Source organism: Colwellia ponticola (genome assembly GCF_005885605.1).
Lineage (GTDB): Bacteria > Pseudomonadota > Gammaproteobacteria > Enterobacterales > Alteromonadaceae > Colwellia > Colwellia ponticola.
Genome location: NZ_SZVP01000012.1, coordinates 17,718 through 38,436, shown reverse-complemented (window position 1 = coordinate 38,436; position 20,719 = coordinate 17,718). Strand labels below are relative to the sequence as shown.

General features: G+C 36.8%; 21 protein-coding genes. 9 read left to right on the top strand and 12 right to left on the bottom strand.

The annotated features are described in order from the left end of the window. Positions 1 to 63: 63 nt before the first annotated feature. The gene (locus tag FCS21_RS11995; protein ID WP_138623708.1) at positions 64 to 819 is read left to right on the top strand and encodes a substrate-binding periplasmic protein; all 756 of its coding nucleotides are present in this window, start codon (positions 64 to 66) and stop codon (positions 817 to 819) included. A 71-nt stretch (positions 820 to 890) separates the two neighbouring features. Here the strand turns inward: FCS21_RS11995 and FCS21_RS11990 are convergent, their stop codons facing one another. From FCS21_RS11990 to nudE, 3 genes are all read right to left on the bottom strand, one after another. Next, positions 891 to 1,691 carry a DUF1338 domain-containing protein gene (locus FCS21_RS11990; protein ID WP_138623706.1) on the bottom strand — a complete coding sequence of 267 codons (801 nt, stop codon included), beginning with the start codon at positions 1,689 to 1,691 and terminating at the stop codon, positions 891 to 893. Between the two features lie 272 nt (positions 1,692 to 1,963). Continuing rightward, positions 1,964 to 2,785, bottom strand: coding sequence for a 3'(2'),5'-bisphosphate nucleotidase CysQ (gene cysQ, locus FCS21_RS11985; protein WP_138623704.1), 822 nt, complete (start codon positions 2,783 to 2,785; stop codon positions 1,964 to 1,966). A 129-nt stretch (positions 2,786 to 2,914) separates the two neighbouring features. Continuing rightward, positions 2,915 to 3,472, bottom strand: coding sequence for an ADP compounds hydrolase NudE (gene nudE / locus FCS21_RS11980; RefSeq protein ID WP_138623702.1), 558 nt, complete (start codon positions 3,470 to 3,472; stop codon positions 2,915 to 2,917). Positions 3,473 to 3,862: 390 nt separating this feature from the next. On the opposite strand from nudE, the gene yrfG reads away from it, so the two are divergent. After that, positions 3,863 to 4,543, top strand: coding sequence for a GMP/IMP nucleotidase (gene yrfG, locus FCS21_RS11975; protein ID WP_138623700.1), 681 nt, complete (start codon positions 3,863 to 3,865; stop codon positions 4,541 to 4,543). A 99-nt stretch (positions 4,544 to 4,642) separates the two neighbouring features. On the opposite strand, the gene rplI is transcribed toward yrfG, so the two are convergent. The 5 genes from rplI to FCS21_RS11950 form a co-directional block, all read right to left on the bottom strand. Further along, positions 4,643 to 5,098 (bottom strand): 50S ribosomal protein L9, encoded by a 456-nt coding sequence (gene rplI, locus FCS21_RS11970; RefSeq protein ID WP_138623698.1) that lies wholly within the window; start codon positions 5,096 to 5,098, stop codon positions 4,643 to 4,645. Between the two features lie 17 nt (positions 5,099 to 5,115). Continuing rightward, entirely contained in the window at positions 5,116 to 5,343 is a 228-nt protein-coding gene (gene rpsR, locus FCS21_RS11965) for a 30S ribosomal protein S18 (RefSeq protein WP_011041278.1), read from the bottom strand. A gap of 54 nt (positions 5,344 to 5,397) precedes the next feature. Continuing rightward, positions 5,398 to 5,733 (bottom strand): primosomal replication protein N, encoded by a 336-nt coding sequence (priB, locus tag FCS21_RS11960; protein ID WP_138623696.1) that lies wholly within the window; start codon positions 5,731 to 5,733, stop codon positions 5,398 to 5,400. A 10-nt stretch (positions 5,734 to 5,743) separates the two neighbouring features. Then, positions 5,744 to 6,175 carry a 30S ribosomal protein S6 gene (gene rpsF / locus FCS21_RS11955; protein ID WP_138623694.1) on the bottom strand — a complete coding sequence of 144 codons (432 nt, stop codon included), beginning with the start codon at positions 6,173 to 6,175 and terminating at the stop codon, positions 5,744 to 5,746. 272 nt (positions 6,176 to 6,447) lie between these two features. Beyond that, positions 6,448 to 7,815, bottom strand: coding sequence for a hypothetical protein (locus FCS21_RS11950; RefSeq protein WP_138623692.1), 1,368 nt, complete (start codon positions 7,813 to 7,815; stop codon positions 6,448 to 6,450). Positions 7,816 to 8,101: 286 nt separating this feature from the next. Here FCS21_RS11950 and FCS21_RS11945 point away from each other — a divergent pair, with 286 nt between their 5' ends. Continuing rightward, positions 8,102 to 8,542 carry a transcriptional repressor gene (locus tag FCS21_RS11945; RefSeq protein WP_138623690.1) on the top strand — a complete coding sequence of 147 codons (441 nt, stop codon included), beginning with the start codon at positions 8,102 to 8,104 and terminating at the stop codon, positions 8,540 to 8,542. A gap of 516 nt (positions 8,543 to 9,058) precedes the next feature. Further along, complete coding sequence (locus tag FCS21_RS11940; RefSeq protein ID WP_138623688.1) at positions 9,059 to 9,523, top strand: chemotaxis protein CheX; 465 nt, start codon at positions 9,059 to 9,061, stop codon at positions 9,521 to 9,523. Positions 9,524 to 9,644: 121 nt separating this feature from the next. Here FCS21_RS11940 and FCS21_RS11935 read toward each other — a convergent pair whose 3' ends face one another. The 3 genes from FCS21_RS11935 to mpl all read right to left on the bottom strand — a co-directional run bounded on the left by FCS21_RS11935 (position 9,645) and on the right by mpl (position 12,405). Further along, positions 9,645 to 10,274 carry a flavin prenyltransferase UbiX gene (locus FCS21_RS11935; protein ID WP_138623686.1) on the bottom strand — a complete coding sequence of 210 codons (630 nt, stop codon included), beginning with the start codon at positions 10,272 to 10,274 and terminating at the stop codon, positions 9,645 to 9,647. A gap of 49 nt (positions 10,275 to 10,323) precedes the next feature. Then, the gene (gene def / locus FCS21_RS11930; protein WP_138623684.1) at positions 10,324 to 10,824 is read right to left on the bottom strand and encodes a peptide deformylase; all 501 of its coding nucleotides are present in this window, start codon (positions 10,822 to 10,824) and stop codon (positions 10,324 to 10,326) included. 111 nt (positions 10,825 to 10,935) lie between these two features. Beyond that, on the bottom strand, positions 10,936 to 12,405 hold the full coding sequence (gene mpl / locus FCS21_RS11925; protein WP_138623682.1) for a UDP-N-acetylmuramate:L-alanyl-gamma-D-glutamyl-meso-diaminopimelate ligase: 1,470 nt from the start codon (positions 12,403 to 12,405) through the stop codon (positions 10,936 to 10,938). A 417-nt stretch (positions 12,406 to 12,822) separates the two neighbouring features. Here mpl and FCS21_RS11920 point away from each other — a divergent pair, with 417 nt between their 5' ends. Beyond that, positions 12,823 to 13,935: an FAD-binding oxidoreductase gene (locus FCS21_RS11920; RefSeq protein WP_138623680.1), complete on the top strand. Its 1,113-nt coding sequence runs from the start codon at positions 12,823 to 12,825 to the stop codon at positions 13,933 to 13,935. A 23-nt stretch (positions 13,936 to 13,958) separates the two neighbouring features. On the opposite strand, the gene FCS21_RS11915 is transcribed toward FCS21_RS11920, so the two are convergent. Beyond that, positions 13,959 to 15,083 (bottom strand): DUF481 domain-containing protein, encoded by a 1,125-nt coding sequence (locus FCS21_RS11915; RefSeq protein WP_138623678.1) that lies wholly within the window; start codon positions 15,081 to 15,083, stop codon positions 13,959 to 13,961. A 739-nt stretch (positions 15,084 to 15,822) separates the two neighbouring features. On the opposite strand from FCS21_RS11915, the gene glnA reads away from it, so the two are divergent. From glnA to glnG, 4 genes are all read left to right on the top strand, one after another. After that, positions 15,823 to 17,229 carry a glutamate--ammonia ligase gene (gene glnA, locus FCS21_RS11910; RefSeq protein WP_138623676.1) on the top strand — a complete coding sequence of 469 codons (1,407 nt, stop codon included), beginning with the start codon at positions 15,823 to 15,825 and terminating at the stop codon, positions 17,227 to 17,229. 231 nt (positions 17,230 to 17,460) lie between these two features. Further along, positions 17,461 to 17,979, top strand: coding sequence for a DUF4124 domain-containing protein (locus FCS21_RS11905; RefSeq protein WP_138623674.1), 519 nt, complete (start codon positions 17,461 to 17,463; stop codon positions 17,977 to 17,979). Positions 17,980 to 18,151: 172 nt separating this feature from the next. Next, a complete protein-coding gene (glnL, locus tag FCS21_RS11900) occupies positions 18,152 to 19,267 on the top strand; it encodes a nitrogen regulation protein NR(II) (RefSeq protein WP_138623672.1) in 1,116 nt (371 codons plus the stop codon). After that, positions 19,264 to 20,673 carry a nitrogen regulation protein NR(I) gene (glnG, locus tag FCS21_RS11895; RefSeq protein ID WP_138623670.1) on the top strand — a complete coding sequence of 470 codons (1,410 nt, stop codon included), beginning with the start codon at positions 19,264 to 19,266 and terminating at the stop codon, positions 20,671 to 20,673. Before glnL ends, glnG begins: the two co-directional genes overlap by 4 nt. Positions 20,674 to 20,719: the final 46 nt, after the last annotated feature.

Below are 20,719 nucleotides of genomic sequence, written 5' to 3'. Positions count from 1 at the left end.
TGCCATTCTATATGAGTGAAAACAACACTTAATTGAGCGAATTAAAAGCCATAAAACCTGAACATGATGAAATTAATAACCTTTAAAAAATTACTACTGTGCAGTGCTATACTCCCTTTTTTCGCCTTCGCAAGTGATAAAACTACCTTAATATTTAGCTATGGTGACTACAACGCTGCGCCGTACGCTATGGAGTCAGGTGAACAACTATCTTCAGGTATTATCAAGGATATTGCGACTGAACTTGGTGATGAATTAGGGTTTATGGTTAGCTTTGTAAGAACACCTAGAAAGCGTATTGAACGTTACTTAGCAAACAATACTTCCCATATCCATTTGATCAGTAACCCGGCTTGGCTAAGTCATAGTGAAAAGTTCCAGTGGAGTGATACGCTATTTATTCAAAAAAACCGCATGGTCATTAACGCTGATAACCCTAATAATTATGAAAAATTAGCAGACTTTAAAGGTATGGTTATCGGTACTATTCGAGGGTATAAGTATCCCACTCTACAACCATTTTTTGACCAAGGTGAGCTTATCCCTTATGGCGTTACTACCTTAAGCGTCAACTTGATTCGCTTAAATTTAAAGCGAGTTGATGTAGTCATTGACTCTAATATTCTAATTAATTATCAATTAAAGCAAAATAACAATAATAGTGCATTTAAAGTGCTCCCTATTATTGTCAACGAGATAGATATTAAAGCGGCGTTATCTGCTAATGCACCTATTACGCTTGAGCAATTTAATCAGACGTTAAAGAAATTAAAAGACCAAGGGGTCATTGACGCTATGATGAAAAAATACGATATATAATTATCAAACAAGATAATAAAAAGCCAATGACACTGCACTGGCTTAACATTTACTTAGCTCTTAGCAATTAACTAACTTTTAGCGTTAGTACTATCAAAAATTTTATCCGCCGATGCCGCGACAAAACCTGTATATAGTTGCCCATTAGCCAACGGGTAACGTTTAGCAAATTCATAAAAGCAACTAGGAATAGCCATCGTTTTATCAGAAAAAACCACCGGAGCTTTATCGGCAAGCGTAGATGATTGCTCTAATTTCACTGTTTCATCACCTTTTACTTCTCCGCCGTTGGCATTGAGTAGGTAACCCGCCTCTTTAAGCTGAGCATTTACCACCTTTATATCATCAAAGTTAGCTAGGTGATTAATACTCACGGTAAAGTGGTTTGCACGGTATCCCCATGCGGCTAACCAGGCTGCATACTCACTAACAGATAATAAAGTTTCATAGTCTGTTGAGCTAATGTCCCACAAGCGCCCTGAATAAAGAAAGTCAGCTCTATCACTAACATCATCTGGTAACTGAGCGATTAATCCTGAAATAATTTGCTGTACTTCACTAGAAAATTCTTCAACACGTAATTCACTAATAAACACTTTAGGCATAGTGCTATCAGTATGCTCAAAGTGTTTAGCATTGAGTTTTTTTGCTGAAAAATCATATTGACCACACTCGGTGTAGCCTAACGCTAACAAACCTTTAGCTAACTGCGCTAAATTAATTTTAGGGTGATTAAAGGTACGATAAGCAACATGATCATTAATAACATCACTGCCATTACCTAATAATTGATGAATTTTTTTCGCTGACGGAGTAACGTTAATATACTGCTGCCAAATTTTACTAAAGAGTGTGCTTACTTGTTCAGTCATGATGTTACCTCTTATATACCAATCTCACTAAGTTACTCGCTATGATAACAGATAGCCAAACAATAACTTTTGATTAGCCACATAAGAAACGCCTCATTGGGTAGCACATGTAAACAAGTATGGACGCTGCCTACCTGGTAGTAATAATTATGTTTTCATCGCCTTAGCGCCATTAGCGCCAACATGACTCGTTAAACTATTACGTGTAAGCTTTTTAACTACACTCATTTTCATTTTAGTAACTCTCGATTTAGACCTATAACAGTTTGAGTTTATTCATAGCGCTTTTTATGCGCTTTAATAATTTCTTGCCAAGCAAAATCCCTTGACCCTAAACTAAGAAAATCAGGATTAAGTAAGCTTTCACCCTTATTGTAACTTAGCGGATTAAACTCACTGTCGATGATATTACCACCAGCTTCTTCTAAGATACATTGGCTAGCGCCAGTATCCCATTCACCAGTAACACCCACACGCAAGTAGCAGTCAGCACCTCCTTCGGCAATAAGGCAGTTTTTTAAGGAGCAGCTACCTAAAGCGACGTAATCATAATCGTAATCTTCACTTAAATATTGCCCCATCAGTTCCAACTGCTGGCGACGGCTTATAGCAACTTTAATATGACGATTCTCTTGATACTGAGCAACACTAATGGCATGGCTTACTTGACTATTATCTTTATAAGCACCGAGGTTTTTCTGACCATAATAAGTGAGTTTATGATCTGGGGCATGAATAACGCCTAAGGTTGGCCAGCCGTTTTCAACTAATGCAATGTTTACAGCAAAGTCTCCACTACCAATAATAAACTCCCCCGTGCCATCTATGGGATCAAGTAACCAATAACGAGACCAGTTTTTTCGTTCGCTAAAGGGGACAGCCCCCACCTCTTCAGAAATAATAGGAATATCTGGTGTTAGCGTTTGTAATTGATCCATTAAAATATCATTTGCGGCAATATCGGCACTAGTTACTGGGCTTTCATCCGCTTTGATTTCTGCAGTATAGTTTCCCTGACGATAATATTTCATTACTTCTACGCCTGCTTTTTTTGCACTTTCTAAAGCAATGTTTAGTAATTTATCTTCTCTCATCTTTATACCTCTGTCATCGTACTTTAAAACTGTTATGTCAAAGTATGGCTTTAACTATGTTTTGAAGTTATGCCTGTACACACTGAACCAACGATTAATTGACTATTAAAGCCAGCTAATCGATGCAAGTTAATATTCATTATCAAGAAAATCGCGTACTAACATTAATGCTGCAATACTGCGTGCTTCCGTGAAGTCGCTTTGTTGTAATAAATTTTTGTAATCTTTAATAGGCCAAGACACTACTTGTAAGGCCTCAGGCTCATCTCCTTCAAGTACTGAGCTATAAAGCTGTTTCGCTAAAAAAATGGTCATTTTGGCATTAAAAAAAGCGGGTGCCATCATCAATTCAGACAATTGATATAAATGCTTACTACCGTAACCAATTTCTTCTTGAAGCTCTCTATTAGCAGCCTGCTCTGCCACTTCGCCCTCATCAATTAAACCTTTAGGAAAGCCCAACAAATAACTGTGGGTACCAGCACAATACTCACGTACCAGCAATAGGTTCTCATCATCAATCATAGGCACAACCATAACAGCACCACGGCCAGAGCCTTCCATTCGCTCATATTGCCTTTGTTCACCATTAGTAAAAGTCAGATCTATTTGTTCAATAGCAAAAAGTGCACTTTTTGCTATTTGTCGACGATTAGTTATAACGGGTAATTGATTTTTATCAGCCATATTTTTAGCTACATTAGTTAATTATTTTTTTTAGATGTCACTATAATGACACGATAAACAATACTTTTGGAATAGTAAAATGCTAATATTTATTTTATACCAAGCCTATTAAGTTATTTCTCACTCAGCGAGAATTAAAAGGCTTAGAGGCAAGACATTGATTGAAGAGAATGGTTATTCCCTTGTCAAAATCAATAACGTCGCATGCAAGCCTTTTAGACTCGCCCTTGGGAGCTTATTAGCAAACTGATAACAGCACACTACTTATGAAATATAGCGTAACTATAATTAACAAATTCTGCTTGTTCTAAGCTCGCTAATAAAGCTCTGAGTTGGGAATAAATTTAATAGAATTGGTATTACTGCAATTTATTTTGAGGGATGGCCGATATGGCAAACATTAATTGGTCAAAAATTTCTACTGTTTTAATCGATATGGATGGTACCATTTTAGATTTACACTTTGATAACCACTTTTGGCTAGAGCACTTACCATTACGTTACAGTGAAAAAATGTCAATATCGCTTGATGCTGCAAAAGCCAAGCTTAAAACTGATTATTTAGCCGTTGTTGGCACCATTAAATGGTATTGCTTAGATTATTGGTCTGAACAAACACAAATGCCGATACAAGAACTCAAACGGGAAATAAAGCACCTTATTCAGTTACGCAGTGACGCAAAAGACTTTTTATTAGCCCTTAAAGCTAATGGTAAAGATGTTGTGTTAGTTACTAATGCTCACCCTGAGGCACTATCACTTAAAATTGAGCGTACGCAATTAGATCAATATTTTGATACGCTTTATTCTACTCATGAATTTGGTATCACTAAAGAGTCTCAATTATTATGGCAACGACTACAAGCCAAGCATGGCTTTGATTGTAGTAAAACGCTATTTATTGATGACAGTGTTGAAATTTTAAAATCGGCTCAACAATATGGTATTAAATATTTACTCGCTATTGCTAACCCTGATAGTAAAAAATCAGCCAGTGTTATTACCGATTTTCCAGCCATCACAAATTATCAAGCCTTAACTAACGCGCTGACAGAAAAGACAAGTTCATAAAAGTTATATAAAGAAACAGCTATAAAAAAACACCGTAATCTCAATGAGAATACGGTGTTTTTATTAATAACGCTTACGATAGCTTAACGCTATAGTGAGTTATTCTGCTTCAGCGATAACAATAACTTTGATGCTAGTATCAACATCATGATGTAAGTGAATAGCGATTTCGAATTCACCTGTTTCGCGGATAGCACCTAATGGTAAACGTACTTCAGCTTTCGTTACTTCAACGCCAGCTTCAGTGATCGCATCAGCGATATCACGAGTACCAATAGAGCCAAATAATTTACCCGCATCACCAGATTTTGATGCGATAGTAACTTCAGCTAATTCAACAACTTTAGCAGCACGTGCTTCAGCTGAAGCTAATACTGTTGCTAATTCAGCTTCAATTTCAGCACGACGTGCTTCAAAGTGTTCAACGTTAGCTTGTGATGCAAAAACTGCTTTACCTTGTGGTAATAAGAAGTTACGTGCATAACCTGATTTAACAGATACCTTGTCACCAAGGCCGCCTAATTTGGCGATTTTATCAAGAAGTATTACTTCCATTTTAAACCCCTATTAGCTTACTTATGTAAGTCGGTGTATGGTAACAAAGACAAGTAACGAGCGCGTTTGATTGCACGAGTTAATTGACGTTGATATTTAGCAGCAGTACCAGTGATACGGCTAGGAACAATTTTACCACTTTCAGTGATATAATTTTTTAACGTGGCAATATCTTTATAATCGATAGATGTTGCGCCTTCCGCTGTGAAGCGGCAAAACTTACGACGTCTAAAAAAACGAGACATGGAGTTCTCCAATATGGTTTTATGTTATTAACTATTATAGTTAGTAAATAAAGCCTAATTAATCATTTCAATTTGCTGAGCATGTAATGCTAAAAGCGGATTACCGTTTCTAGATTCATGACGATTTATAAAACCAGTCACTTTTATTACATTACCCGCAACTAATTCACGAGTTAAGCGTGATAAATCACCTGTAGCCACTACTTGTATTCGAACAAATGCTTGTCGATTCATGCCAGCTTCATTTTGTATAGACTTATGATCTATTGAAAACTGACTATGACTAATACCTGCAGGACTGGTTGACTGTTTAGGGGTTCTTACCACTGCACCGGTCAACACAAGGCAATTCTCTAAAAAAGAGTCTTGCAAGGAACCTTGCGAGATCATCACAGATTACTTATTCTTCGCTAGCAGTTTCTTCAGATTTCTCTTCAGCAGAGTCTTCTTTAGCTTCAACTGGCGCAGCAGCAACATCTTTCTTAACTTCGCGGCGATCGTCACGACGCTCTTCTTTAGCAGCAGCCATTGGCGATGCTTCAGTTACTGCATCTTTAGTACGCATAATCATGTTACGGATAACAACATCGTTATAACGGAAAGCAGTTTCAAGCTCATCAATTACTACTTGTGGCGCTTCAATGTTCATAAGAACATAATGTGCTTTGTGTAGTTTATTGATTGGGTATGCTAATTGGCGACGACCCCAGTCTTCTAGACGGTGGATTTTGCCTTCAGCAGCATTGATCAAATCTGTGTAGCGCTGGATCATACCAGGCACTTGTTCACTCTGATCAGGGTGAACCATAAATACGATTTCGTAATGACGCATTACGAGCTCCTTACGGTTGTAGTCTCATAATCTGGCACAGCCAACACCAGTTGAGACAAGGAACAAAAATTTAGGCTGAATTAAGGAGGCGTATTGTAGAGATAACAACCAGTAAAAGCAAGCAATAACGAGAGCATGCTTGCCATTATAAAAATTTTATAAAAAACAGTCGGCTGAGCCGATATTTCATTAACAATGCCCTTACTGAAAAAGAAAATATTAAACGGTATCTATTAAAGTTATATGTGTAACGTACGATATTGTCCGTGTCGCTATTTTATTGATTCAATATTGACGATTTCTGAGCGGTTTAATGTAATTTTAAAGCGCTGTAACGATTCTTTACCTTTTGTTTTACCCAAACTACATTGTCGTAGAATAAGGTTTATTTGATAACGCTGCTCCACACCTTGGCTAGAAATTTTTTGTCCTTCTAAACTATATAGTCGACCCGCTCCTTTTTTTAAAAAACGCACAAAAGGTGTTAAGTTGAAAAAAATCTGTTGCTGAATTTCGTCATAACCAGGTAAAAACTCTTTTGCCATCACCTTATTATCACAGCGAAAATGCAGTAGCTGTGCCGCTTGCTTATTTTGCTGCCTGCGCTGTTGAAATAAATCGTTAACCGAATCAGGTAAATCTGTATTGTTAATATACTCTAACCAAAGAATTTGACTCAAAATACGTTTTTTAGTGACACTGTGAGTAAATATATTTTGCCATTTAGGTAAGCCTTTTTGAATTTTTCGCCATATTAAATTGGTTAGATCTTCTTTAAAAGTTTCTCGTAAGCCATAAATGACCCCTAAAAATGCCACTAAGGCGACTGTTACTTCAGTAAAATTAGTACGAGCATTAAGGACTAATAACATAACAAATGCCATGATAACCGTAGTAACAACACCACGTACAAAGCGCTTTAAGTTAACGTTTAAATAGCGCGTTTGTCGTTGAAAGACTACCCCATACTCTATCAAGCGCTGTAGTAATCGCATTTTATTAGTAATACGGTTAGGGTCATCAAGAGTCACTTGGGAGTTATACTTATTATCAATTCGATACTCATTTTCACTGCGACATAAACTTAATAGCAACTCTCTTTCAACGGTAAATTCAGAGCTTTTAGGTCCTTTGGATAACAGCTTTAAGAACGATTGTTCTATGTGCCAACTTAAATAGTTATCCGCATTTTCAAAGAAGGAATTAAGTTTGCTATCTGAGGGTGTGTAACGTCTTAGCTTTTTAGTTAACGAGAACGTTTGCTCTGCCAATTCAATCGCAGCCGGATAAAACTCTTCCGCCGTTTTGAGTTTTAGCGTTTGTTTAATGTCGGCATCAAGCGCTTTTTTAACTTGGTAAGAATATAAATTAAGGTTTAACCGATAATCACTTTGTTCACCCTTATTTTGACTAATAAAGCGACTTCGCACTAATGGTAGATGTAACTTATCAGCATGGTAAGCACTATGATTTCTAATGTTGGCGTAAAAAAACTCTTCTTCGTTAAGTGTGCTCGAATTTATACCCATTTCAACAGGTAGTGAAAAATACAAATCAATACGTTGATAGTCTTGTGGTAGTAACTGATGGCTGATTTTAAAAGACAAGTTTTCATCTTGGCTGAGTCTCGCTTTATTCACTCGTAAAAACTCCTTACTTGCATGGTAACTCATGATTAAATATCATCGGTTAAGTATAACAAAAATAAGGATTTTTGATAGTTTACCAATCATAATCCTATAATGATCTTCACTTAAAAATTATCTAATTAGTACATTTCTCTGTGTGTAACACTTAACACTCAATAAGTGTTACTTTAAAATAATAGTATTCAAGCACTAAGTTAAAAAGGTGACGCGCAGAGTAAGTAGCTATGATACACTGGAAAATTATCAATACTTAGACAAAAAATAACATAATAGCACCATGACGGCAGATTCTTTATTACAACAAGCACAACTCGTTTGCCAAAAAAAAGGCGCGCGTTTTACTAAAGTTAGAGAGCAAGTTTTTTTATTATTAGCTAATCGTCAAGGCGCTGTCGGCGCCTATGATTTATTAGCAGAACTAAAAGAACTAGATGCTGCAGCCAAGCCCGCTACTATTTATCGCGCCTTAGATTTTTTATCTAAACAGGGCTTTGTCCATAAAATCGAATCGATTAATGCTTTTATTATGTGTCACCACTTTGGTGAATGTAACCACCCTGTGCAATTATTAATTTGCGATGAATGTGGTCATGTAGAAGAAATACAATCCAATAACTTTGATTTAGCGTTACGGACCATGGCTGATGCTAATGGCTTTATTATTAGCCATCAAATAATTGAAGCCCATGGTCGCTGTAAAAACTGTAATAACGTTTAGCTTTCTCCCCACCTATCCCTTTAATAACATCATAATGACTTTATAAGGCAGCTGTTTGACTTTGCTTTTAAAGAATATATTCAGCGCTGGAAATTCAAACGCCCTACCCCAACTGACTTTGTCAGAACAATGGAATACACTGTATCTCCTGTATTAGATATTTAAAAACAATAACTTATCAAGAAAATTAACTCACTCATTTATTACCGCAAACATTAGTAGAAATACATTTATTAACCGAGACTTACCACAAGTACATTAATACGGTTAACTTTCAAGGCGAAGCATTTTTGTCAGTTTAGCGTTTGATTATAAAACAAAAAAAAAGCAGTCATTACGGGTAATATAAGCGCATAACTAAGTCATCAGCCAAATAAATGACTCGCTAAAAAAATAATTAACACTATAAATGTGCAAAGTATCACGCTATTTGATTTACATTTGTAAGATAAGCATGCAAAATAAAATGATATACAATAAAATAATTTATCTAAACAGCCAAGATACGGAATATTCATGAATGTAGAATATATAAATCCATTTTTATCTTCAATGCTCAATGTCATGTCAACCATGGCACAAATGGAATTAACACCAGAAAAACCACGCCTCAAAAAAAATGAAATTGCCTTAGGTGATGTTTCAGGCTTAATAGGTATGGTCAGTGAACAAGCAAAAGGTTCATTATCTATTACATTTGAAGCTGGTCTGGCATTAGCCACAATGAAAAAAATGGTGGGTGAAGCACCTGATGAAGTCAACGAAGAGATTATTGATTTAGTCGGTGAAATAACTAATATGGTTACTGGTGGCGCCAAACGTATGCTAAGTGAAAAAGGCATTGAGTTTGATATGGCAACCCCTATCGTGGTCTCTGGCGCTGATCACTCTATTCACCACAAAGCGAAAGGGCCTATAGTCATTATTCCATTAAAAAATGAATTAGGTCGAGCCTATATTGAATTTAGTTTTGATGAGTAACGTAAGTTAATAACAACATAAATTTGCTGTTATTAAGCGACCATAAGAAATTGAACCATAAAAAAAACGACAGATGTCGTTTTTTTTATGGTTCTGATATGACTTTAATGTGATTTTTCCGTTAAATGTTATATCCCCAACGCGGCATAATATCTTGTTCAATACCAAGATGATCTAATACTCGGCCAACCATAAAATCAATCAAGTCTTCAATCGACTTAGCTTTATGATAAAAGCCAGGTGAAGCTGGCATAATAGTAACGCCTTGTTGAGAAAGGCTGAGCATATTCTGTAAATGTAATGTGGAAAATGGCGTTTCCCTGACCATTAAAATTAACTGACCGCGCTCTTTTATTACCACATCAGCAGCACGCTCAATTAAGTTATCGCTCATGCCATGACAAATAGCAGCCATTGTGCCAGTAGAGCAAGGACACACCACCATTTTTTTAGGTGCCGCAGAACCTGACGCAACAGGAGAGAACCACTGCTCTTTACCAAAAACGGTTATTTGCTGCTCTTTAGCCTGATATTTTTCAGTGAAAAACTTACTTGCCGCATCAGGAGAACCGGGAATTTTAACGCCAACTTCGGTGTCTACAACAATGCGCCCAGCACTTGAACACAAAATATAAAGTTGATAATTTGCTGCAATTAAACATTCAATTAAACGTAAAGCGTAAGCGGCACCTGATGCCCCTGTAATAGCGATAGTTACTTTACCATTAAAATCATTTTTTAGCTGATGCATATTGTTCCAATCTCGTTTCATTAATTAACTAGCAGATCTTTTAATATTTTTAAGAATTTTTAATGGTTTTCTTAACTTTTTTTAATGCCATTTGTTGCTTAAGCGGTGATAGGTAGTCAATAAATAACTTACCTTGTAAATGATCTATTTCATGTTGCATTACAATAGCGAGAAAATCATCACTCGTAATACTAATGGCCTCTCCATGTCGGTCTAATGCGTCCACCGTGACATGTGTGTAACGTTCAACATCGCCATAGTAGCCTGGTATTGATAAACACCCCTCTTGGCCTTTGGCTTTTTCTTCCCCGTGGGTTATCACTGGATTGACCAGTACCAATGGCTCATCTCTGTTCTCTGAAATATCAATCACTACCACAGCTTCACTGCGACCAACTTGGGTTGCAGCTAAGCCAATACCATCGTCAGTATTATATAAAGTTTCAAAAAGATCATCGATTAACACTTGAATTTGACTAACATCAGAGACAGGTAATGCTTGCTTTATAAGTTTATCGTTAGGTGCGGTAAGTACTGTTAATACGGTCATTATACTAAGTTCTCTTTTTTGATTTACACTAAGTTTTTAAATATGAACTGTCAAAATGGCATTTTAAACAGTATTTTTTTACTCATCATTTTACTGATGGATCCAGCTTAATTATACGTTTATATTAGCTAAATGGTTCAAGATTTTGTCATGTATACCGGCAAAGCTACCATTACTCATTACCACAATAATATCACCGGCTTGTGCTTGTTTAACTATACTGTCAACTAACTTGTCAATATTTTCTTCCACCTGGCAAGGCGGCCTGCTTCGTTTAATTAGCTCACTCACCGACCATGTGACTTGCTCATCTTGATAAATAAAAACCTGATCAGCATCAGTAAATGATTGCGGCAGTGCGTCTTTATGAATACCTGACTTCATGGTATTAGAACGCATTTCTAATACCGCAAAAATACGCCCTGTTACTGACTGCCCTGTTACTTGCTCTAGCGCTTGTTGCGAGAGTTGGGCACGCACGCCAGCTAACGTTTTAGCGATAGCGGTTGGGTGATGAGCAAAGTCATCATAAACACTAATATTGTTAACGCTACCACGCAGCTCATAACGACGTTTAGTATTAATAAATTCAGCTAATGCTTCAATAGAGACAGCACTAGGTACGCCGGCATGACGCGCCGCAGCAATAGCCATTACCGCATTATCAATATTAAAATCACCAATAAGGTCCCACTTAACAACGCCTTGCTTTTTACCGTTAAAGTTAACAATAAACTCACTACCTTGGGCATTAATTTTTTCAACTTGCCAACCTAGTGGTTGATTAACTAATTGACTATTTTCTTGGCTAATGGCTTGAGTAGCTGCTGGCTCACTATGGCGAGAAAACTCCGTTGGTGTCCAGCAGCCCATTGCTAACGTTTCACTAATAGCTTGCTCATTAATAGGTGATAAAATTAAACCATTACTAGGTACCATACGAATAAGGTGATGAAATTGTTTTTGAATGTCACTGAGGTCATTAAAAATATCGCCATGGTCAAACTCTAAGTTATTAATCACTAACGTTCGAGGACGATAATGCACAAACTTGGAACGCTTATCAAAAAAGGCACTGTCGTATTCATCAGCTTCAATGACAAAAAAAGGTGCATCACCTAAACGAGCAGAGCTAGTAAAGTTTTGCGGTACGCCACCAATAAGAAAACCAGGTGACAAATGGGCATACTCTAAAATCCACGCCAGCATGCTACTGGTTGTTGTTTTACCGTGTGTACCCGACACAGCCAATACCCAACGATCTTTTAACACGTTATCAAGTAACCATTGTGGCCCAGAGGTATATGGAATATTGCGATCTAGCATGTATTCCACCATTACGTTGCCACGAGACATAGCATTACCAACAATAACTAAATCGATATCATCAGAAAAATTGTCAATGTGGTAACCTGACAGTAACTCAATGCCTAGTTGTTCTAACTGCGTGCTCATCGGTGGATAAACATTGGCATCAGAGCCACTCACTTTAAAACCGAGTTGTTTGGCTATCGCTGCAAGTCCACCCATAAACGTGCCACAAATGCCTAAAATATGAAGGTGTTTAATTTTATTAGTCATAGATATCATCAAAAGATAAAGAAACGTTATAATGGCCAATATCATACATTAATAACTACGCGTTGGCTGTAATACCAAGTTGATTAAGTACTTTTCCGCTCAACGAGAATTAAAAAGTTTAGAAGTAAGCCTTTGCTTGAAAAGCATGGTTATTAAGGAAAAGGTGCTCTTGCATGCTCTAATAAGCTAGCTTCGTGTAGCGCCCTTATCAAAATAAATAACGGCGTAGGTAAGCCTTTACCTTTTTTAGGTACTCGCCTTTTGGGAGCTTGCTCGATGCACACTAACCGCGTTAAATTTTATTTAGCATGACGAGATAAGTTTGCCTTGTTATTGCCTCTAGAGCTCTGAGTTGAGAAGAAATTGAATCAAATGAGTATAAAAAAGCACTGTAAATTAAAATGAGAAAAATAAAAAATGACTTTATCTAACGTGACTAGCAAAACCCCGGTACTTGAATTAGTTTGTCAAAAAATTGAACAGGAAACGCGTGATGTAAAAACCTTTTTCTTCAGTAACCCTCAATCAAAAAATAAGCTCGTTTTACCTTACCATGCTGGACAATATATTAATTTCACCGTGAATATAGCCGGTAAAATACAGCACTGCTGTTATACCTTGTCTTCTTCACCTACAAGCGCTGACTATATAAGTATTACGATAAAACGAATACCGCAAGGCAAGGTCTCTAATTTTTTCTATGATGCGTTTACAGTAGGTCAAACGATTGTTGTTGAGCAGGTAAACGGGGATTTTTACCTAGAGGAACCTGTCGCTGAAAAAGTACTATTGGTCAGTGCTGGCAGTGGTATAACCCCCATACTGTCGATGCTACGCTTTATGGTCGCTAAAAAGTGTAAAAATGAAGTTATATTTATTCATAGCGCTAAACGAAAAACCGATATTATTGCGCAAATCGACATTACTAATTTAGCCAAGTTACATGGTAATTGCCATGTAATTTATACACTAACTGATTCTAAAAACTCGCAGTGGCATGGTTTTCAGGGCCGTTTAGGTAAAGAAATTCTTAGCAATATAACGCAGCTTAACAACTACCAAAGTTATGTTTGCGGGCCAAAAGGTTTTAGAGAAAAAGTACAACAATTATTAATACATTTAGGCTTACCTGCGAGTCATTACCATGAAGAGAGTTTTGGTCACTATGAATACTCGAACGTAATACAAGATAATACGACTACTGAAAATCAACCAGAGCTTCCCGAGACAAAAAATAGCCTAGTCAGTGAACAAAATAATAACGCTAAAGTAGTCATTAATTTTACTCGTTGGCATAAGCGCTACCAAGGTAATAAGCAAGCAACACTACTTGAACAAGGAGAAGAAGCTGGTTTAATTCTGCCTTACTCTTGTCGAGCAGGCTCTTGTGGTCGTTGCAAAGCAAAATTAATCAGTGGCAAGGTTCAACAGAATGAAACAGAAGGTTTATTGGCAAGCGAGCAAAGCCAAGGTTATATTTTATTATGTAGTTGCACTGCCTTGACAGATATTGAGATTAGCCATGAGTAGGCTTTAACGAAAAAATAATAAACTTAAAAGTCATAACCAAAGCTAATCACTAAACGATAGTCACTTTTATCAGGAATAACACCTTCACTATTAGGTTTAGGGCTTTCAGTGCGGTCGGCATAAAAGGTTAAATCAAGATCAAAATCATTGGCAAGTTCAACTTCTAAGCCGGTTTGGAAATGATGAATATTGCCACCAGAAGCTTCATCAACCATTTGTATGCTATATGCTGCATCATAATCAATATCACTAGTAACCTCATAGGTAAAGTTAGTACCTAGGGTTAAACCAAAAGATTTTTCATTATCACTTTCATTAACCTGTACATCAATGTATTTACTTTTTTGGTAACTTGGACCCGCATTGACGTCCCAAGTCGTTCTGCTGGTATCCATAATATGATACCCCAAGGCTATACCGTAGTGAATACGGTAGTCTAGGTTTAAAAATTCATCCGATATGTATTCAAAATCAACGGCTCTAAAATAAATTTTAGGACTAAAAAACCAGTCATAAGATGCCGTTAATCGATCGCTATTAGCGGTAACTTTTTTTTCATTGGTATCTTGGTCTTCGTAGCGACTGTAATCAGCGCTATAGTCGACTTTAAAGCGGCTACTCGCACTCCTACGCTGTGCGCCTGCGGCAAACGTATAATCAACTTGTACGGTATTCCCGCCGCGTAGGTTAATACCTAAATGAATGTAACCATCCCATAAGTCTCGTTCATTCTTTCCTGACGAGGCAATAGATAACAAATTGTTGAGTTCATAGTGAGTGATTACGCCGCCTTTAATTAAGGATAACTGACCATCTTTTAAGACTAAATATCCCTCATCTATAGTACCATCAAACATTCTAATACTTTGCCACTGACGACTACGTAACTCAGTAACATCATCAAAATCAATAGTTTGCGTATTAAGCTCATCACTCTCAAATTCGAGTGTTTCATCATACATAGAAACAATGTCGCCTTTGAGCCACTCATCAGAGACAAGTCTTACCCAATCAAATTTTTGTTTAAAAATCGGGCTTGGTGTTTGCCACTTAGGTTTATCATCTTGAGCATAACTATTTATTGAAGATGTTAGTAATAACAGAGTAATGATCACTTTAGTGAACATTGCTGTGATAAATATTTTCATAAAAACCATGTTTCAGCTATTTAGCGAGTAAAAAATTCAGAGGGTAAGTCTAACATGGGCAAGCAGAGCTAAAAACAGTCCTTTTGTATTTGCTTTACCCATCTTACGGTCAAGTTAATTAACTTTATTAATCACTAATAAACATATCAGCTAGTTCAGAATCGGTAAAATAGATTAGCATAATAAAACTATATTCCATTCATTTCACACTGCGATTGTTCGACTAACTAAGCCAATCAAGATCGAACTTAAAAGACATATTATCGCCTTATTGATTTTGACAAGGATGCTACAAGGATGTAGCTTATGTGAAGCAATAAGGGTGCTTGTTAACCGTATTAACCATTATTATCACGAATGCTTGCTTCCTTGCTTCTAAGGATTTTTAACCCTCACGCATTGGTCAATCAGTTATTGGTATTTAACACCGCAATACAAAAATAAGTTAACTGTTAAATGAAAACGGTTAGCTGTATTCTATAGGAGGTGCTTTATCATAATGGAACAATGCACCATTATAATGCAAAAGCGCACCAACCAGGTGCACATAGTTGCACTAATAACTACAGATATAAAAAAAAGCTTTATTAATCAGTAGTATTTATTTTGGCACGCTTTTAGCTTATATAAACACAATAAAAGAATATATGAATTAATATATAGATAGCGATGATGAGTCATTTTGTACCTTCATCGATTATTTTTAGAATTTATGAATTTAACCTCATTGGAGAGACAAATGTCACAAGCAGTATTCGACTTAATTAAAGAACACGACGTCAAATTTATTGACCTTCGCTTTACAGATTCAAAAGGCAAAGAACAACATATTTCTATTCCTCATCATCAAGTAAATGAAGATTTTTTTGAAGATGGTAAAATGTTTGACGGTTCATCTATTGAAGGCTGGAAAGGCATTGATGAGTCTGACATGGTGATGATGCCTGATGCGTCAACTGCTGTTTTAGACCCTTTTACAGATGCTGTTACCTTAAATATCCGTTGTGATATTTTAGAACCTAACACAATGCAAGGCTACAGTCGTGACCCTCGCTCGGTTGCAAACCGCGCTGAAGAATACTTACGTAGTACAGGTATTGCTGATACGGTATTAGTTGGCCCAGAGCCAGAATTTTTCGTTTTTGATGATGTTCGTTTTAAAACAGATATGAGCGGTTCTTTCTACAAGATTGATGATAAAGAAGCTGCTTGGAATTCAGATACTAAATACGAAGAAGGCAATATGGGTCATCGCCCTGGTGTTAAAGGCGGTTACTTCCCAACAGCACCTGTTGATTCATCACAAGATTTACGTTCAGCCATGTGTTTAGTTATGGAAGATATGGGCTTAGTTGTTGAAGCGCATCACCATGAAGTAGCTACTTGTGGCCAAAACGAAATTGCTTGTCGCTTTAATACACTTGTTAAGAAAGCTGATGAAGTACAAATTTATAAGTATGTTGTACATAACGTAGCACATGCTTATGGTAAAACAGCAACATTTATGCCTAAGCCTTTAGTTGGTGATAACGGTTCAGGTATGCATGTACATATGTCTCTTGCTAAAGATGGTACTAACTTATTCGCGGGTGATAAATATGGCGGCTTATCTGAAATGGCGCTTTTCTACATTGGCGGTATTATTAAACATGCTAAAGCATTGAACGCGTTTACTAACCCTGCAACTAACTCTTACAAGCGTTTAGTGCCACATTTTGAAGCACCGGTAATGCTTGCATACTCGGCTCGTAACCGTTCTGCATCAATTCGTATTCCAATTGTTCCATCGCCAAAAGCAATGCGTATTGAAGCTCGTTTCCCTGATCCAGCTGCAAACCCGTACTTAGCTTTCACAGCATTATTAATGGCCGGCCTTGACGGTATTAAAAACAAAATCCACCCTGGTGATGCAATGGATAAAGATTTATACGACTTACCTGCAGAAGAAGCAGCATCTATCCCACAAGTAGCTACTTCGCTTGAGGATGCACTACAAAGTTTAGAAGCTGACTATGAGTTCTTAACAGCTGGCGGTGTTATGGATAAAGATATGATTGATGCATACGTAGGCATTAAACGTGCAGAGTCTCAACATGTTAACATGACAACTCACCCATTAGAGTTTGAACTGTATTACAGCGTTTAATCGTATTTAGTTTTATTCTAAAACGTTTACTTTTATCAAAGCTCACCTAGGTGAGCTTTTTTATGTCTGGAGCTAAAATAATTTATTAATTTAAAGGCTATAGCTATATACTGAATGAATATACGTTAGTAAAACGACGTTGATATTTGTAATAATATATAAGACATTAATTTTATTACTATAAGTCAGTATAGGCTGAAAGGAATGCAGCGTGGGGGAATATAACAACAGATGATTAAGTTATTACTTTTTTTATTTTTAACAATTGCCTTAGCTATGCCTGTACATGCACAAACGGCTAAAATATACGTATGGCGTAATGAAAGCGGTGTATTAGTTTTTTCTGACGCACCAAGACCTGATGCTGAAGAACTTAAAACTAAACCAGGCAATATCATTCAATCAAGTACTTCTGTTGATACTGAAGTGTTAGATATTACCCCTCAAAAAATGACTGAAGCTTATGAAATAGTTATCAACACCCCTAAAAACCATACCACCATACGTGATAATACCGGCTCTATCTATATTGCTGGAGATATTAAGCCAAGATTTAAAAACGGCTTAGAAGTGCAGTTATTACTTGACGGTGAACCTTATAAAGCGCCACAAAACCATTCAATGTTTTCACTTAGAAATATTGATAGGGGCGCGCATACAATAAAAATGTTACTCCTTAATGAAGAAGGCAAGGTTATTGCATCATCAACTTCAGTAACGTTTTATATGCACAGAGCTTCAATAAACTAAGTTAACAGACATTAATTTAAAATACCTGATTTATTTCTTATTAATCAAACGGTATAAACAAGTTAACAATTTATAACGAAGAAATATAACACTGTAAATAAAACCTTTCTTTAGTAAACTTACGCCATGCGCACTAAAATAGTGCATGAAATTTATATTCTTAAGGTTTTTTATGCATAGTCGCAGTCATATACAAGAACAAAAATTATCTTATCAGCAATCACTCGCTAACCAGTTGGTCACAGCTGTTATTATTCTCAATAAAAAACTCGCTATTGTTTATGTAAACCCAGCTGCAGAAGCCTTACTAAATAAAAGTATCTATCGTTTATATAATACAGCTTCTGACGTTATTTTTGCCAATACCAGTATTAATAGCCCACGTTTACAGCAATTGCTTACTTCTGGCCAAGAATTTACCGATAGTGATATTGTGATAGAACTGAATGAGCACCACCGATTTACAGCCGAGGTAACAGCTTCTTCAGTCGAATTTAATAAGACGCCACATGTACTGCTTGAATTAAAACAAATAGATCAACAAAAACAAATTAGTTTAGAGGTATTTCAGTACCAACAATGGCTTGCCGCACGTGATCTTATTAAAGGGCTAGCGCACGAAATAAAAAACCCATTGGGTGGCTTAAGAGGTGCAGCACAGTTACTCAGTAAAGAATTAAATAATGATCAACTAGAATACACCACGATGATTATTGAACAAGCTGACCGATTAACTAATTTAGTTGATCGCCTACTAGGTCCTAATCAGCTACCTCAAATACAAGCACAAAATATACACGTAATACTCGAAAAAGTGTGTCAATTGGTTAGTTATTCAAACGAACAAAAAATTAATTTATTACGCGATTATGACCCTTCTTTACCCCCTGTTGAATGTGATCAAGAAAAGCTACAGCAAGCTGTTATTAATATTGTCAACAATGCCATACAGGCCATTGATAAGAAAAATACCATAACGCTACGAACTCGTATTGCCAGTAATAAAACTATTCATGGCAAGCGAATAAAACTCGCCGTTCAAATAAGCATTATTGATAACGGTCCTGGCATTCCAAGTAAAATTCAGGATACCCTTTTTTACCCTATGGTATCAGGCCGCTCTAACGGCACCGGTTTAGGCTTATCTATTTCACAAACCTTAATAAACCAGCACCACGGTAAATTATCGTATCATAGTCGACCTGGTCATACGGAATTTACCATTTTACTGCCCCTAACACAGCAACCTTTAAATCAAGCACCATTACCACAAGGGAATATATTATGATCACCGAAGAAGTGTGGATAGTTGATGACGACAGCTCAATTAGATGGGTACTTGAGAAAGCTTATGCCAATGCAAATATAAGTTGTACTGCTTTTGAAAGTGCTGAAAATTTATTGATCGCATTAGATCACGGACAGCCCGAAATCATTATTTCTGATATTCGTATGCCCAATATAGATGGTATGGCGCTATTAAAAAAATTACAAATACAATATAACCATATACCAGTCATTATCATGACTGCTCACTCTGATTTAGACAGTGCCGTTAATGCCTACCAAGGTGGTGCATTTGAATATTTACCTAAACCATTTGATATTGATGAAGCCATTAACCTAACTAAACGTGCGCTTACTCATGCTAGAGAGCAAAACGAAAAAAATAAAAAGCAGCCTAATGCGCCGTTAAGTGTTGGCCTCATTGGTGAAGCGCCTGCGATGCAAGAAGTATTTAGAACGATTGGTCGTCTATCTCGTTCAAGCATTAGTGTGTTAATTAATGGTGAGTCAGGTACAGGTAAAGAGCTGGTAGCACAAGCACTGCACTCTCATAGTCCTCGGGTTAATGAACCTTTTATTCCTTTAAATATGGCCGCTATTCCAAAAGATCTTATCGAATCTGAATTATTTGGTCATGAAAAAGGTGCTTTTACTGGCGCTAATGCAGTGAGACAAGGCCGTTTTGAACAGGCACATAAAGGTACATTATTTTTAGATGAAATTGGCGATATGCCTCTAGATATTCAAACACGTTTATTACGAGTACTTTCTGATGGTCAAGTGTATCGTGTTGGTAGTCACCTACCCGTTCAAGTTGATGTCCGTATTATTGCCGCAACGCATCAAAATCTTGAAGAACGCGTTAATAAGGGAGAGTTTAGAGAAGATTTATTTCATCGCCTTAATGTAATTCGCATTCACTTACCTAGCTTAAGAGAACGTAAAGAAGATATCTCGCAGCTAAGTCAGCACTTTTTAGCACAAGCCGCCAATGAATTAAGTGTTGAAGTGAAGACATTAAGTCAAAAGGCTAGTGATTTTCTTAATAATTATCATTGGCCAGGGAATGTTAGGCAATTAGAGAATATATGTCGTTTTTTAACGGTAATGGCTAGTGGACAAGAAGTGTTGATTGAAGATTTGCCCAATGAGTTAACGGCGCAATCAAAAGCTATACCGCAAGGCTCACATCAGCTCAATACGTGGCAGGAGCTACTCAGCAAATGGATGGATCAAGAGTTACAACAGGGAAAAGAGGCTATTATGGATTATGCACAAAATGAATTTGAACAGATAATGCTCGAGCGAGCTTTAGCTTTTACCCAAGGACATAAACAAGAGGCGGCAAAAAAATTAGGTTGGGGTAGAAATACTTTAACGAGAAAACTAAAAGAGTTATCTAACTAAATCAACTCAGTGCGCACTTACTAAGAGTGCGCTTACTTTACCTTAA

Coding starts and splice junctions, on each gene's coding strand:
- FCS21_RS11995 (WP_138623708.1), top strand. CDS start 64: ATGATGAAATTAATAACCTTTAAAAAATTACTACTGTGCAGTGCTATA.
- FCS21_RS11990 (WP_138623706.1), bottom strand. CDS start 1,691: ATGACTGAACAAGTAAGCACACTCTTTAGTAAAATTTGGCAGCAGTAT.
- cysQ (WP_138623704.1), bottom strand. CDS start 2,785: ATGAGAGAAGATAAATTACTAAACATTGCTTTAGAAAGTGCAAAAAAA.
- nudE (WP_138623702.1), bottom strand. CDS start 3,472: ATGGCTGATAAAAATCAATTACCCGTTATAACTAATCGTCGACAAATA.
- yrfG (WP_138623700.1), top strand. CDS start 3,863: ATGGCAAACATTAATTGGTCAAAAATTTCTACTGTTTTAATCGATATG.
- rplI (WP_138623698.1), bottom strand. CDS start 5,098: ATGGAAGTAATACTTCTTGATAAAATCGCCAAATTAGGCGGCCTTGGT.
- rpsR (WP_011041278.1), bottom strand. CDS start 5,343: ATGTCTCGTTTTTTTAGACGTCGTAAGTTTTGCCGCTTCACAGCGGAA.
- priB (WP_138623696.1), bottom strand. CDS start 5,733: ATGATCTCGCAAGGTTCCTTGCAAGACTCTTTTTTAGAGAATTGCCTT.
- rpsF (WP_138623694.1), bottom strand. CDS start 6,175: ATGCGTCATTACGAAATCGTATTTATGGTTCACCCTGATCAGAGTGAA.
- FCS21_RS11945 (WP_138623690.1), top strand. CDS start 8,102: ATGACGGCAGATTCTTTATTACAACAAGCACAACTCGTTTGCCAAAAA.
- FCS21_RS11940 (WP_138623688.1), top strand. CDS start 9,059: ATGAATGTAGAATATATAAATCCATTTTTATCTTCAATGCTCAATGTC.
- FCS21_RS11935 (WP_138623686.1), bottom strand. CDS start 10,274: ATGCATCAGCTAAAAAATGATTTTAATGGTAAAGTAACTATCGCTATT.
- def (WP_138623684.1), bottom strand. CDS start 10,824: ATGACCGTATTAACAGTACTTACCGCACCTAACGATAAACTTATAAAG.
- mpl (WP_138623682.1), bottom strand. CDS start 12,405: ATGACTAATAAAATTAAACACCTTCATATTTTAGGCATTTGTGGCACG.
- FCS21_RS11920 (WP_138623680.1), top strand. CDS start 12,823: ATGACTTTATCTAACGTGACTAGCAAAACCCCGGTACTTGAATTAGTT.
- FCS21_RS11915 (WP_138623678.1), bottom strand. CDS start 15,083: ATGAAAATATTTATCACAGCAATGTTCACTAAAGTGATCATTACTCTG.
- glnA (WP_138623676.1), top strand. CDS start 15,823: ATGTCACAAGCAGTATTCGACTTAATTAAAGAACACGACGTCAAATTT.
- FCS21_RS11905 (WP_138623674.1), top strand. CDS start 17,461: ATGATTAAGTTATTACTTTTTTTATTTTTAACAATTGCCTTAGCTATG.
- glnL (WP_138623672.1), top strand. CDS start 18,152: ATGCATAGTCGCAGTCATATACAAGAACAAAAATTATCTTATCAGCAA.
- glnG (WP_138623670.1), top strand. CDS start 19,264: ATGATCACCGAAGAAGTGTGGATAGTTGATGACGACAGCTCAATTAGA.